This window comes from Microbacterium sp. LWH11-1.2 (assembly GCF_038397745.1).
Classification (GTDB): Bacteria; Actinomycetota; Actinomycetes; order Actinomycetales; family Microbacteriaceae; genus Microbacterium.
In genome coordinates, this window is record NZ_CP151636.1 from 1743383 (window position 1) to 1756725 (window position 13343).

A 13343-nucleotide genomic window follows, 5' to 3' on the forward strand; every position below is an offset into this window, starting at 1 on the left:
ACTGTGCGTCACCTGTCGAGCAGGGTGATCCACGGATGTCCGGGATGCGCGGTGGTCAACGCCGATCGAAGCCAGTGAATCGCGTCAGGACCGAGCAGGGGAACGGACGACGCGAAGTCCCGTTGGTCCTGCGGTCGCAGACCGGGCGCTTTATGGAGGAGCTGAATCTCTGGACGAAGGTAGCGAATCCCGTCGCGCTCCCAGAGGATCTCGTCCGATGGCAGATTCACCCGCGCATCTCGCTTGTACGTCCAGAATCCCTCGGAGGTGTCCATGAGAATCACGTCGTACTCCCAGGGATCCGCTCCGCTCTTTCGCAGCCACAGATTGCTGCAGGTGTCGGGGATCCCGGCATCGACCTCGGTCAATGGAGTGAGAGAGCCACGGTCTGCCGCCCACACATCCCACCCGGAGCGGAGATGGCGGAGGAGGTCGGAGACGTCGGCGCGGGGGATGCTGGGATCTATGTCGCCGTGTGGGCGGGACGAACCGACGAAGGCTTCGATCGCCCATCCTCCGGCGATCCACCAGGGCGGGGAGTAACCGCGGAACAGGTCGACCACGTCGTCCGGCGTTCGCGCGCGCCACGGACCGTACAGACGCACCAGCTCGTCATGATCCACGATTCCACCGTAGATCCCGAGCCTCGAATCTCCCATCGACGGGTGCAACCCGATGTGGCATAGTGGGCGGGACGCCGACCCAGGGATGACATGTCGAGACCACTCGCGGGACCGCAGAGCCTGCTTCGCACACTCAACGGCCGCGCGATCCTCGAGGCACTGGCGCGCAGCGGCCCGCAGACCCGCGCCGAGCTGATGGCCACCACCGGACTCTCCCGCACGGCCGTGACCCAGGTGCTCCGCATGCTCGACGGAGCCGGCGCCGTCGCCGCTGCCGGCGTCGACCGTGACACCCGCGGACCCGCGGCCGGCCGCGTCGGACTGCACCCGCGCCTCGGTTTCGCCGCCGCCGTGCACGTCGACCATCATGCCGCCCACGTCGTCCTCGTCGACGCGACCGGAGCCGTGCGAGCCGAGCAGCATGCCGCCTTCCTCAGCGGCGACCGCGTCGGGCGCATCGTCGAACTCATCGAGCGATGCCGCAGCGCCCTCAAGGGGCCCGTGCATCTCGCGGTCGTCGGGGTCCCGGGTATCGTCACCCCCGAAGGAGGGATCCGCGACGACCTCGGACCCGACGGCGGAGCCTTCCGCAGCGCCCTCTCCGAGACGCTCGGCTGCCCGGTCCGCGTCGAGAACGACGTGAACCTCGCGGCTCTCGCAGAGCTCACCGCCGGGTCGGGCGGCGAACTCGCCAGCTTCGCGCTGCTCCACCTCGACGACGGCCTCGGCGCAGGCATCGTGCTCGACGGAGTTCTGCACCGCGGATTCTCCGGGGTCGCCGGAGAGGTCGCGTACCTCCCGCAGACCCCGCTGCCCATCGGCGCACCGATCGTGAACGACGCCGTCGTCGGAGATCTCGCGCTGGGCCTCGGCCTCGACGTCGACGCCACGCTCCTCCAGCACCTCGAAGCCGCAGCCGGTGGTGACGAGGTCGCGCAGAAGCTCGTCGCCGAGATCGGCCGGCGTATCGTGCTCGTCGCCGGCACCGTCGGACTCGTCCTCGACCCCGAGGCCTTCATCCTCGGCGGCGACGCGGTGCATCCGATGCTCGTCGACGCCGTCGCACGCACCGCCGCCGAGTACGCGGCCCAGCTGCCGCTGCGCTTCCTCGTCTCCTCGTTCGGCCCGGAGGCGCCGCTCGTCGGCGCCGTCGGCGAGGCGGCATCCGCTCTTCGGGTGGCGCTGTTCACCCGCATCCTCACACCGCCCGCCAAGATCAGCCGCTGACCGTCCCGACAGGATCCGCCGATGACCGCTCCGTCCGACCTCGCCGATCGACTCGGACTCGCCCCGGGCGCGCGCGCGATCATCCTCAACGCCGACGACTTCGGTATGTGCCACGCCGCCAACACCGCGATCGTCGACCTGCTCACCACCGCAAGGATCGACTCGACGACGCTGATGGTGCCGTGCGCGTGGTCGCCGGAGGCGCTGGCCTTCGCGGCATCTCGCACCGACCTCGACATCGGCGTGCACCTCGTGCTGACCAGCGAATGGAGCCGCTACCGCTGGCGTCCGCTCACCGGCGCTGCGACGACCCTCGTCGACGCCGACGGCTTCTTCCCCGCCGACGTCGCCGCCGTGGAGCAGGAGGCTACCGACGAGGAGGTCGCCGCCGAGCTCGCGGCACAGCTCCAGGCCGCCCTCGACGCGGGCGTCGACGTGACCCACCTCGACAACCACATGGGCTCGGTCTACGGGCTCGTCACCGGACGCGACTTCCTCCGACCGGTCTTCGCGCTCGCGGCCCGGCACGGCCTTCCCTTCCGCCTGCCGCGCAGCATGGACGGCGTCGGAGCGGATGCCGCGCTGCAGCAGAAGCTCGACGAGGCGGCAGCCGCGGCCGATGCGGCAGGAGTCGAGATCATCGATCGGCTGTGGAGCCATCCGTTCGGACTCCTCGGCGAGGGCACGAGCGAGGAGGAGACCTACGAGCAGGTGCGCGACGGCTTCGTCGCCCTGCTGCGCGCGGTGCCGGCGGGACTCACGGAGGTCTACCTGCACCCGATGATCGACGACGACGAGCTGCGTGCCGCGGTCGACTACGGGGCCGCGAAACGCGGCTACGAGCACAGGCTCCTCAGCGACCCGGTGGTCCTGCAGGCGATCGAGGACGAAGCGCTCGTCCGGGTGGGCTGGCGCGACCTGCGAGACCTGCAGCGGAGCCGCATCCGATGACGTCGCTGGGCGGACGACTGCGTGAACGGCGGTTGGATGCCGCGCCGACGCGGGCGCAGTCGATCGCGTTCGGGGCCTCCGGGTTCCCCACCCAGCTCATGGCGCAGACCTTCTCGGCCTTCGTCGTCTACTTCTATGTCTCGCAGCTCGCCGTGCCCGCCGGGTGGGTGGCGGTGTCGATGATCGCCCACGGCGTCCTCAACGCGGTGCTGAATCCGGTCGTCGGCGCGCTCTCCGACCGGCTGCGCACCCCGTGGGGTCGTCGCGTCCCCTGGATCGGCCTCGGCATCGTGCCGCTCGTCGTCGCGTTCGCCCTGGTGTGGATGCCGCCCGACCTGCCCGTCGCGGGCCTCATCGTCTGGTTCCTCGTCGTCGTCGCGGTCTACGACATCGCGTTCGTGGTGGTCGTCCTCAACATCTCGGCCCTGTTCCCCGAGATCTTCCGCACCACGGAGGAACGGGCCAGGGGCAATGTCCCGCGGCAGATCTTCGCGATCCTCGGCATGGTGCTGGGAACCGCCGGCGCACCCGCCCTCTACGGTGCGATCGGCTGGCCGGGCATGGCCATGGTGCTGGGCGGCGTCTGCCTCGTGCTGCTCGTCTGGTCGTTCCTCGGCGGCATGATCGAGCGTCGCGCACCCGAGCCGGGCGGCGCGACGGCCGCCGCGGAGATGCGCTGGCGCGAACAGCTGAGCTACACGTTCCGCAATCGCGCGTTCGTCCCCTATGTGCTCGGCTCCCTCTTCGTGCAGACCGCGGTCGCCGTGATCCTCGCCGCGATCCCGTTCTACGTGCGCTACTCGCTCGGTGCGGACGAGGGGGAAGGGAGCATCCTGCTCGGCGCGATCTTCGTGACCGCGATCCCCTCGATCCTGCTGTGGAGTGCGGTCGTGCGCCGCACGAGTCCCCGGACGGCTCTGCTGTGGAGCGTGGCGGTCTTCGGTGTCGCGGTGCTCGGCTACCTCGCTCCGTCGAACGTGCTCGGCGCGGCGCTCGTCGGCGTGGCCGTCGGCATCGGCGTGGGCGGGCTGCTGCAGCTGCTCGAGGTGATGCTCGCGCAGATCATCGACGCGGATGCCGTGCGCACCGGTCACCGGCGCGAGGGCGCCTACTTCGGGGTGAACGGCTTCGTGGTGCGCGGCTCCGTGGTGCTGCAGGCGGTGGTCGCGGCGTGGGTGCTGACGGCATCGGGTTTCGACGCCGCCCTCGAAGATGCCCAGCCGGAGTCCGTCGACGGCGGCATCCGCCTGATGCTCGCGGTGGTGCCGCTCGGGTTCACCGCCCTCGCGTGGCTCTGCTTTTGGCTCTACCCCATCCGCACCCGCGACGTCTGAGACTGCCGGGGTGTCTCGTCACTTCGGTCGCCGCGCTCGCTCGCTCGACGACCGGCCTAAGAACCGGAAAGGCGCCGAGCTTCCCAGCCCGTCCGCACCATCTCGTCCACCGAGTACCGCATCTTCCAGTCGAGGTCGCGCGCCGCGAGCTCTCCGGTGGCGACGATGCGGTCGGGGTCGCCGGGGCGACGCGGGCCGATCTCGGGGGTGAAGTCGATGCCCGTGACGCGGGCGACGGCATCCATGATCTGCTTCACGCTGAGGCCGTCGCCGGAGCCGAGGTTGTAGGCGGCCTCGATCGGCTGTCCGCCCGAGAGGCGCTTCGCCGCCTCGACGTGCGCGGCGGCGATGTCGCCGACGTGCACGTAGTCGCGCACATTGGTGCCGTCTTCGGTGGCGTAGTCGTCGCCGAAGATCTTCGGCGTCTTCCCGGCGATCAGCGCTTCGAAGACGATCGGGAAGAGGTTGTGCGGGCTGACGTCGTAGACCGTCGGGTCGGCGGAGCCGACCACGTTGAAGTAGCGCAGCGAGGTGTGGCGCAGCGGGTGCGCGGAGTCGGCCGTCGCGACGGCCTGGTCGCGCAGCAGCCATTCGCCGATGAGCTTGGACTCGCCGTAGGGGCTGGCCGGCTTCTTCGCGGTGTCCTCTTCGACGAGGGCGACATCGGGCGTGCCGAACACGGCCGCCGACGAGGAGAACACGATGTTCGCGACGCCCGCGGCCTCCATGGCCTCGAGGATCACGCGCGTGCCTTCGACGTTCTGCGCGTACGTGTGCAGCGGGCGCTGCACCGAGACGCCGGCGTACTTGAAGCCGGCGACGTGGATCACGCCGTCCGCGTCGTGATCGCGGAGTGCCTTCTCGACGAGCTCGCGATCGAGGATGCTGCCCTGCACGAACGGCACGCCCTCCGGCACGAACGACGGGACTCCGCTGGACAGGTCGTCGAGCACGACGGGGGTCAGTCCGGCATCCGCGAGGGCGCGGACGACGTGGGCTCCGATGTAGCCGGCGCCGCCGGTGACGATCCAGGACATTGCGTTCCTCTCCTGCCGCAGGCTCGTCGCGGCTCGATCACTCATTCTGTCAGGCGTCGCGGTGCGCGCCGGCGGACGGCGTGACCGTGAACAGCACCGGGGCGGTGAAACCGGATGCCGCGAACGCCGCGGTCACGGCATCCGACACGGACTCCACGGCATCCCGTTCGATCAGCGCGATCGCTGCTCCGCCGAAGCCTCCGCCGGTCATCCGCGCGCCGAGCGCACCCGCGGCCAGCGCCGCGTCGACCGCGGTGTCCAGCTCGGGGACGGAGATCTCGAAGTCGTCGCGCATCGAGACGTGCGAGGCGACGAGCAGGTCGCCGATCGCGCGCGCCCCGTCTTCGCGCAGCACGCGCACAGTGTCGAGCACGCGCTGGTTCTCGGTCACGATGTGGCGCACGCGGCGGAAGGTCACGTCGTCCATCAGCTCCGCGGCGCGCGGGAGATCGTCGACGGACACGTCGCGCAGAGCGGGGACGCCCATGATCTCGGCGCCGAGTTCACACGACGCGCGGCGCTCGCCGTATCCACCGGTGGAGTGCGCGTGCTTGACGCGCGTGTCGATCACGAGGATCGCGAGCCCGGCCTCGGCGACACCGAGCGGCACGAGCTGCGCCTCGAGCGAGCGGCAGTCGAGGAAGATCGCGGCGTCCGGCTCACCGAGCATCGACGCCATTTGGTCCATGATCCCGGTCGGGGCGCCGACCGCCTCGTTCTCGGCGCGACGGCCGACGCGAGCGAGCGCGGTGCGGTCGAGCCCGGCGTCCCAGAGGTCGTTCAGGGCGGATGCCGCGGCCCCCTCGATCGCCGCCGAGGATGAGAGCCCGGCACCGACCGGCACGTCGGAGGCGATCGCGATGTCCATCCCGCGGAACGAGCGTTCGGCGCCGTCGGTCGTGAGCGCCTGGCGCAGAGCCCACGCGACGCCGAGCGGGTACGCCGCCCACTCCGGCACGGCGGGTCGGCGATCTGATCCGGGTCCCTGAGCCGGTCGAAGGGTCGGGAAGATCTCGTCGAGCTCGTCGAGCGCGACCTCGACCGGCTCTGCCGCGAACGTCGACGCGACCCGCACGCGGCCGCGATCGTCGTCACGGAGCCCCACAGCCGCGACCGTGCGGTGCGGGATCGCGAACGGGAGGACGAAGCCGTCGTTGTAGTCGGTGTGCTCGCCGATGAGGTTCACCCGTCCCGGCGCCGACCAGAGCCCGTCGGGCTCGCGGCCGGTCAGCTCGACGAACAGCGTGCGCGCAGCATCCTGCGTCTCGGTCTCGTGGGTCTCGGAGAAGGTCATGCCGACACCTCGCCATCCGTCGACCGGCTCGACGACTCGTCGGTCGCTGCGCGTTCGATCGCCTCGCGGATGCGCGCGGCACCCTGCTCGGGGGTGACCTCGGCGGCCCAGGCCCACATCGCGGCCTCGGACCCGGCGAGGAACTTCAGCTTGTCGGCGGCGCGGCGGGGACTCGTGAGCTGCAGGTGCAGGCGCACGCTTTCGCGCCCGACGTTCACCGGAGCCTGATGCCACGCGGCGATGTACGGCGTCGGGGAGTCATAGAGGGCATCGACACCGCGCAGCAGGCGCAGGTAGAGCGGGGCGAGCTCGTCGCGCTCGGCATCCGTCGTCTCGGCGAAGTCCGGAACGTGACGATGCGGCATCAGGTGGACCTCCAGCGGCCAGCGGGCGGCGAACGGCACGAACGCCGTCCAGTGCTCCCCGCGGAAGACCACGCGCTCGGATGCCTGCTCGAACTCGAGGATGTGCTGGAACAGATCGGGGGCCGTCCGGTCGATCGAGTCGAGCAGGCGCGTGGTGCGCGGCGTCACGTAGGGGTAGGCGTAGATCTGGCCGTGCGGATGCGGGAGCGTCACGCCGATCGCCTCGCCCCGGTTCTCGAACGGGAAGATCTGCTCGATGCCGGGGAGCTTCGAGAGGGCGGCCGTGCGGTCGGCCCAGGCCTCGATCACGGTGCGCGCGCGCGTCACGGTCTGCGTGCCGAACGACCCGGAGTGCTCGGGGCTGAAGCAGACGACCTCGCAGCGGCCGACCGAGGTGCGGGTGCGACCGAGGCCGAGGGCTCCGAGGTCGTCGAGGCCGCGCGCAGGGTTGGTGGCGGCGGGTGCCGTGCCGAGGGCTTCGGCCAGCGCGGGGCCGAAGGCAGGGGAGCGGTTCTCGAACACCGCGACGTCGTAGCGGGACGGCACCTCGGACGGGTTGTCGGGCGTCTGGGGCGCGAGCGGGTCGGCCGAGGCGCTCGGCATCATGACACGGTTCTGTCGGTTCGCGGCCACGGTGATCCAGTCGCCGGTGAGCACGTCGAGGCGCATCGTCGCGGTCTCGGGCCGGGGGTCCAGCGTGCGCGCGTCGACGGCGCGCTCGGCCCCGAGCGTCGTGCCGGGGTCGTCGTAGTAGATGAGGTCGCGACCGTCGGCCAGCGTGGTGGCGCGCTTGACGACGCCGGCGCCGAGGTCTTCCGTGCGCAACTCAGCAAGATTTTCCGTGTTCACGTAAACATGGTACGCACATCGCCGTGATAACGTCAACACGCCTGAGTTGTGAACGGAGGATGCCGGTGACCCACAGCGATGTCGACTCCTTCGCGTCGAAGCCTCGCTCGCGCCGCCCGTCGTCCGGACGCGTCTCGATGGCCATGGTCGCCGCCCGCGCCGGCGTCTCCGGGCAGACCGTCTCGCGCGTGGTCAACGACAGTCCTCGTGTCGACCCGGACACCAGGGCACGTGTCGAGAAGGCCATGGCCGAGCTCGGCTATCGCCCCCATCGCGCCGCGCGAGCCCTGCGCACCGGAAGGTCGCAGACGATCGGGCTCGTGGTCACGACCCTCGCGACGGTCGGCAACTCGCGCATGCTGCAGGCGACGTCCGAGGCGGCGGCGGAACGCGGCTACGCCCTCACGGTCGTGACCGCGGCCGACGGGGTCGGCTCGGCTTTCGAGCGCCTGGCCGAGCAGGAGGTCGACGGCGCGATCGTGCTGAACGAGGCCTCCGCGCAGGTCTCGGCGCACGAGCGCCCCGCGGGACTGCGCCTCGTCGTGGTCGACGCCCCGACCGAGGCGGGATTCGCGACCGTGCACAGCGACCACCACGGCGGAGCGGCGGCCGCGACGGCGCGGCTGCTCGCGCTCGGGCACGAGACCGTGCATCACCTCGCGGGTCCCGCCGACTCCTACGCCGCCGCCGAGCGCGAGCGCGGGTGGCGCGAGACGCTCACGAGTGCGGGCATCTCTGCGCCTGCCGTCGTGCGCGGCGACTGGAGCGCAGACACCGGGTTCGCCGCCGGCGCCGCCCTGGCCGGGGCATCCGCCGTGTTCTGCGCCAACGACCAGATGGCCCTCGGTCTGCTGCGGGCTCTCGCCGAAGCCGGCCGTCGAGTGCCCGAGGACGTCAGTGTGATCGGCTTCGACGACGTGCCGGACGCCGCGAACTACCGACCGCCGCTGACCACGATCCGGCAGGACTTCACCGCTCTCGCCCAGCGCACCGTCGGCGCCCTGGTCGCGGAGATCGAGGGGGAGGGCGCCGAGCGCACGGATGCCGTCGGCGAGGCGGCATCCGTCATCCCGACACGGCTCGTCGAACGCGCCAGCACCGCTCCGCGCGGAGCCGGCTAGACCTGCCCATACCTGCGGCTCACCCGCGGGAGCTCGCGGCGGCGATCACGACAGCCATCCCGGCGGCCCCGACCACGCTCAGCCCCAGCGAGACGGCGAGGATCAGGCCTCCTCCGGGCAGTCGTGCGCGAAGGCCCTGCGCCCGGAGCGCCTCGGACGTGCGCCGGCCTCGTCGTCGCGAGAGCGTCCACAGGACGGTCGAGAGCAGCACGCCGACCACGCCGACGACGACCCAGCGGGCATCGTCGAACACCGCGGGAAGCAGGCGCAGCGTGACGATCGACGTGATTCCGAACGTCAGGCAGGTGCGCCGCCATGCGAGTTCCGAACGCTCGGGCTGCAGGCCGCGATCGAACGGCGGCGCGGTCATCGCAGAACCATCGACAGGAGCACCAGTGCTCCGGCAACCGCGACCACGGCCGCGAGCAGTGCGCTCAGCGCCGAGCCGGGCAGTGCCGTGTCCTCGCGCAGCGCCCGTTCGGTGCGACACCATCCGATCCAGGCCAGAGCGGGGATGACCGTGCCGGCGACGACGAGCACGAGCGACGCGGCGAGCCGCAGACCCGGGTGGAGGTCGAGGCCGAGCAGCTCGAGCGCCACCCCGCCGGCGATCAGCGCGAGGCCGGTGCGCACCCAGGCGAGGAAGGTGCGCTCGTTCGCGAGGGTGAACCTCGCGTCCGCCTCGTGACCGCGTCGATAGACGGATGCCGGGAACCTGTTCCTCATCTGCTCACCGTGCGGAAGCCCGCGTTCCCCATCGAGGAATCCGGCGTGTTGTGCGAACGCGCGGAGTTCCGATACCGGTTGCAGTACGAATCGTGGCACAGGTAGCTCCCTCCGCGCAGGACGCGCTCGGTGCCGTGCGCGGGGCCGGTCGGCGACGACGTCGCGGCATCCGCGTAGGCGCTCGCCGAGTACCAGTCCCGGCACCACTCCCAGACGTTCCCGACCGTCTGGTGCAATCCGTAGCCGTTGGGCGCGAACGCGTCGGCGGGAGCGGTGGTCAGGTGTCCGTCCTCCATCGTGTTCTCGGTGGGGAACCGCCCTTGCCAGATGTTCGCCCGCCAGCCGCCGGCGTCGACGGCCTCGTCGCCCCAGGGGTACCGAGTGCCGTCGATCCCGCCGCGGGCGGCGTACTCCCACTCGGCTTCGCTCGGCAGGCGGCGTCCGCTCCACTCGGCGTAGGCCGCCGCGTCGTTCCAGCTCACGTGCACGACCGGGTGGCGGCCGAGGCCGTCGCCCACGGCATCCGAGAGTCGCCCGCCCGGATGACGCCAGTCGGCACCGCGGACGCCGATCCACCACGGCGCCGTCGCCGCCGGGCCCATGATGTCGCTCGCGCGCGCCGCGACCGCCAGGTGGAAGACCGCGGAGTACCCGAAGGTCTCGGCTTCCGTGCGGTATCCGGTGTCTGCCGCGAAGCGCGCGAAGTCGTCGTTCGTCACGGCGGTGGCGTCGATCGAGAACCCGTCGAGGGTCACGGGATGCCGTGGCTCCTCGCCGTCGCCGCGGTTGGCGTCTCCGTTCGCGTCGCCCATGAGGAATCGTCCGGCCGGGATGATCGCCTGCGGCACGGCGTGCCGTCCGGTGCCGCCGGCGAGGGGCGGAGCACCGAGACGAGAGGCAGGGGCCGCGGCGCCGATCGTGAGCAGAGTGCTCCGGGACGGAGTTCCGCAGGTGCAGGACGGTCCGCAGCCGGCGTCATCCGCCGAGGTCATCTCGCTCCGTCCTCCGTCCTCTGTCCTCATCGCGCTGTCAGCGTTCGTCGGCGTCCGGCGCCCGCTTCGGCAGAGCGAGGGGCAGGCGGGTCGCGAGAGTCTCGGAGCCGGCGGCCACGATCCGAGAGATCGCGACGATCTCGGCGGGGTCGATGTTCGGCTCGCCGCTGCGGCACGATCGCACGACGGAATCGAGGAGGCCGGTCAGCATGTCCTCGTCCGACTCGATCGTGAAACCGACCTCACCGGACGCCGTCCGAGCTCGCCCGCGAGTCCACGGATCCCACTCCGCCGGACCGCTGAGCGTCGCGCTCCGGCCATCCGGCCAGACCAGGCGCACGCCGGTGCCGCGCGGCTCGACGAGCGCGCACCCCGGCCCGAAGAGCGCCACGGCCAGGTCGACGAGGTGCACGCCGTACCAGGAGAGACCCGGATGGCCGGGTTGCACGACCAGGGGGCCGCGGAGCTCGATCGACTCGATCTCCGCCGCCGGAAGCGCGAGGAACTCGGGGGTGAACCGCTTCGGGGAGCCGCTGAGCACCAGGCATCCGGAGTCTGCGGCGAGCTGCAGCATCTCGCTGGCATCCTGCGCGTCGGCCGCGAACCGGGTGTCGACGTACACGGGCTTGCCGGAGGGGGCGATGCGGGCGAACTGCTCCCGCCGCGTGCGCACGTCGGAGGACACCAGCAGCAGGGCGTCGGATGCCTCGGCCACCGCCTCCGGTGAGTCCAGCAGCGGCACGCCGGCGTCGGAGAGAGCACTCGCGTTCTCGTCGTTGCGGTCCCGACTGGGCGGGAAGTCCGCAGAGGTCGGCGCCTGCCAGGCTGCCGTCACCGTCCCGTCGTGCACGCGTCCGGAGCGGCCGTCGCCGAACAGGCGGGTGAACTGGCGCGCGTGCGAGGAGTCGACGCCGATCAGACCGAATCGGATCGGCTGCGGCCCGGTCATCCCTTGATCCCGCTCGCCGTGATGCTCTCGACGATGTGGCGCTGCAGGAAGATGAAGATCAGGAAGCAGGGCACGAAGCTGATCAGCGCCGCCGCCATGATGTTCGAGGTCGAGACCGTCTCGGTGTTGAGCGTCGCGAGACCCACCGTGAGCGTCCGCGCCTCGTCGGACTGGCCGACGACGAGCGGCCAGAGCAGGTCGTTCCAGTGCCAGAGGAACACGAAGATCGCGAGGGTCGCGAGCACCGGCTTGATCAGCGGCAGCACGATCGAGACGAAGGTACGCCACTCGCCGGCTCCGTCGATGCGGGCCGCGTCGAAGAGCTCGTCCGGCATGTCCATCACGAACTGCCGGATCAGGAACACGGCCTGCGCGTTCGCGAGCGTCGGCAGGATCAGGCCCCACAGGGTGTTCACGCCTCCCGCTCCGGCGACGAGGATGAACGTCGGGATCAGCGTCGCCTGCATCGGGACCATGAGGGTCGCGATGATCGACCACAGCAGGGCGTTGCGCCCCGGGAACCGCTTGCGGGCGAGGGCGTACGCGGCCATCGCCGCGGTGAAGAGCACGATGACGACCGAGACGACCGAGTACACGACGGAGTTCCACACCCAGAGAGGGAACTCGCCGACGCGGAAGATCCGGATGATGTTGTCGAAGGTGAGCGCCTCGGGGATCGCATGCGGGATCGTCGGTGCGTCCGCCGGCGACAGCGCGAGGATCACGACCGCGATCAGCGGGGCCACGGTGAAGAGCGAGATCACGATGAGCGCGACCAGGGTCCACGTCTGGCCCGTGTTGCGCCGCCGGCGCGGACGCTTGGTGCCCGGCACGGGCGAGGACGGACGGATGCTGTCCGCGACGGCGGCGGGAGTCATGGCGGTCGGGGTCATGACCGCTCCTTCCTTTCGAAGAATCCCCGCTGGATGAGCGAGAGGACGAGCACGATGACGAACAGCACGATGCCGACCGCCGCCGCGTATCCGAAGTCGAAGAACTTGAAGCCCTGGTCGTACAGGAAGTAGATGAGGCTGTAGCTCGCCCGGGCGGGACCGCCGCCGGTCATCACGTAGATCGTGTCGAACACCTGGAATCCGACGATCGTCTCGATCACGAGGACGAAGAAGAGCACTGGCTTGAGGAGGGGGAGCGTGATGTGCCAGAACGACTTCCACGGTCCCGCTCCGTCGATGGTCGCCGCCTCGTGCACCTCGGCGGGCTGCGCCTTGAGGCCCGCGAGGAAGATGAGCATGGAGTACCCGAAGCCCTTCCAGACGGCGACGAGCGCGAGGCTCGCCAGCACGAGCCACTGGTCGCCGGTGAGGAACGGCACCGGCTCCAGTCCGACCGAGGTGATCACGGTGTTCAGCGGGCCGTCGGAGGCGAAGATCCACTTCCAGACGATGCCGGCGAGCACGAAGGAGCTCAGGTAGGGGACGAAGAGCAGGGCGCGGAACAGCCCGCTCAGTCGCAGCAGCCGGTTCAGCAGCACGGCCCCGGCGAGCGAGACCACGATGATCAGCGGCACGAAGAAGACGACGTAGAGCAGCGTGACCCACAGGCTCTGCCAGAAGTGCGGATCGGCGAACAGCCGCGTGTAGTTGTCGACGCCGAGGAACTCGATGTCGCCGTTGAGCCGGTACCGGGTCAGGCTCATCGCCCCGGCTCCCGCGATCGGGAGGAACTTGAACAGGGCGAAGATCGCGAGGGTGGGCAGGACGAACAGGATGCCGGCCAGCGCCTCGCGGCGGCGAGCGGTGCGGCCCGCAGCGGCACGGGTGCCGGTGGTGCGGCGCGGTGCGGTGGTGACGGACATGATGGCGTCCTCTCGGGTGGGTGTGCGGGGGCCGCAGCCCCCGCACGGTGTCGGCGGGA

The 13343-nt window shown here is 70.8% G+C and carries 14 protein-coding genes; 4 read left to right on the forward strand and 10 right to left on the reverse strand.

The genetic code is table 11. From position 1 onward, the window contains the following. Positions 1 to 8 precede the first annotated feature (8 nt). Entirely contained in the window at positions 9 to 623 is a 615-nt protein-coding gene (locus MRBLWH11_RS08300) for a hypothetical protein (protein ID WP_341947502.1), read from the reverse strand. Between the two features lie 90 nt (positions 624 to 713). On the opposite strand from MRBLWH11_RS08300, the gene MRBLWH11_RS08305 reads away from it, so the two are divergent. From MRBLWH11_RS08305 to MRBLWH11_RS08315, 3 genes are read left to right on the forward strand one after another with little or no spacing between them, the layout of a single operon-like run. After that, the gene (locus MRBLWH11_RS08305; protein ID WP_341947503.1) at positions 714 to 1850 is read left to right on the forward strand and encodes an ROK family protein; all 1137 of its coding nucleotides are present in this window, start codon (positions 714 to 716) and stop codon (positions 1848 to 1850) included. 21 nt (positions 1851 to 1871) lie between these two features. Next, on the forward strand, positions 1872 to 2801 hold the full coding sequence (locus tag MRBLWH11_RS08310) for a polysaccharide deacetylase family protein (RefSeq protein ID WP_341947504.1): 930 nt from the start codon (positions 1872 to 1874) through the stop codon (positions 2799 to 2801). Then, a complete protein-coding gene (locus MRBLWH11_RS08315) occupies positions 2798 to 4135 on the forward strand; it encodes an MFS transporter (protein ID WP_341947505.1) in 1338 nt (445 codons plus the stop codon). Before MRBLWH11_RS08310 ends, MRBLWH11_RS08315 begins: the two co-directional genes overlap by 4 nt. Before the next feature lie 56 nt (positions 4136 to 4191). Here the strand turns inward: MRBLWH11_RS08315 and galE are convergent, their stop codons facing one another. The 3 genes from galE to galT are packed head-to-tail and all read right to left on the reverse strand — an operon-like array spanning position 4192 to position 7680. After that, on the reverse strand, positions 4192 to 5172 hold the full coding sequence (gene galE, locus MRBLWH11_RS08320; protein WP_116633956.1) for a UDP-glucose 4-epimerase GalE: 981 nt from the start codon (positions 5170 to 5172) through the stop codon (positions 4192 to 4194). Positions 5173 to 5221: 49 nt separating this feature from the next. Beyond that, on the reverse strand, positions 5222 to 6466 hold the full coding sequence (gene galK / locus MRBLWH11_RS08325) for a galactokinase (RefSeq protein WP_341947506.1): 1245 nt from the start codon (positions 6464 to 6466) through the stop codon (positions 5222 to 5224). After that, positions 6463 to 7680, reverse strand: a complete 1218-nt coding sequence (gene galT / locus MRBLWH11_RS08330) for a galactose-1-phosphate uridylyltransferase (protein ID WP_341947507.1) — start codon at positions 7678 to 7680, stop codon at positions 6463 to 6465. Before galT ends, galK begins: the two co-directional genes overlap by 4 nt. Before the next feature lie 137 nt (positions 7681 to 7817). Here galT and MRBLWH11_RS08335 point away from each other — a divergent pair, with 137 nt between their 5' ends. Then, complete coding sequence (locus MRBLWH11_RS08335) at positions 7818 to 8801, forward strand: LacI family DNA-binding transcriptional regulator (protein WP_341947817.1); 984 nt, start codon at positions 7818 to 7820, stop codon at positions 8799 to 8801. A 19-nt stretch (positions 8802 to 8820) separates the two neighbouring features. On the opposite strand, the gene MRBLWH11_RS08340 is transcribed toward MRBLWH11_RS08335, so the two are convergent. From MRBLWH11_RS08340 to MRBLWH11_RS08365, 6 genes are read right to left on the reverse strand one after another with little or no spacing between them, the layout of a single operon-like run. Continuing rightward, on the reverse strand, positions 8821 to 9171 hold the full coding sequence (locus tag MRBLWH11_RS08340) for a DUF202 domain-containing protein (RefSeq protein ID WP_341947508.1): 351 nt from the start codon (positions 9169 to 9171) through the stop codon (positions 8821 to 8823). After that, entirely contained in the window at positions 9168 to 9527 is a 360-nt protein-coding gene (locus MRBLWH11_RS08345; protein WP_116633960.1) for a DUF202 domain-containing protein, read from the reverse strand. The genes MRBLWH11_RS08340 and MRBLWH11_RS08345 overlap by 4 nt, the downstream gene beginning before the upstream one ends. Continuing rightward, entirely contained in the window at positions 9524 to 10519 is a 996-nt protein-coding gene (locus MRBLWH11_RS08350; protein WP_341947509.1) for a formylglycine-generating enzyme family protein, read from the reverse strand. The genes MRBLWH11_RS08345 and MRBLWH11_RS08350 overlap by 4 nt, the downstream gene beginning before the upstream one ends. A 37-nt stretch (positions 10520 to 10556) precedes the next feature. Beyond that, positions 10557 to 11468 (reverse strand): gfo/Idh/MocA family oxidoreductase, encoded by a 912-nt coding sequence (locus tag MRBLWH11_RS08355; RefSeq protein ID WP_341947510.1) that lies wholly within the window; start codon positions 11466 to 11468, stop codon positions 10557 to 10559. Then, positions 11465 to 12361, reverse strand: coding sequence for a carbohydrate ABC transporter permease (locus MRBLWH11_RS08360; RefSeq protein WP_341947511.1), 897 nt, complete (start codon positions 12359 to 12361; stop codon positions 11465 to 11467). Before MRBLWH11_RS08360 ends, MRBLWH11_RS08355 begins: the two co-directional genes overlap by 4 nt. Continuing rightward, entirely contained in the window at positions 12358 to 13284 is a 927-nt protein-coding gene (locus MRBLWH11_RS08365; protein ID WP_116635435.1) for a sugar ABC transporter permease, read from the reverse strand. The genes MRBLWH11_RS08360 and MRBLWH11_RS08365 overlap by 4 nt, the downstream gene beginning before the upstream one ends. Positions 13285 to 13343: the final 59 nt, after the last annotated feature.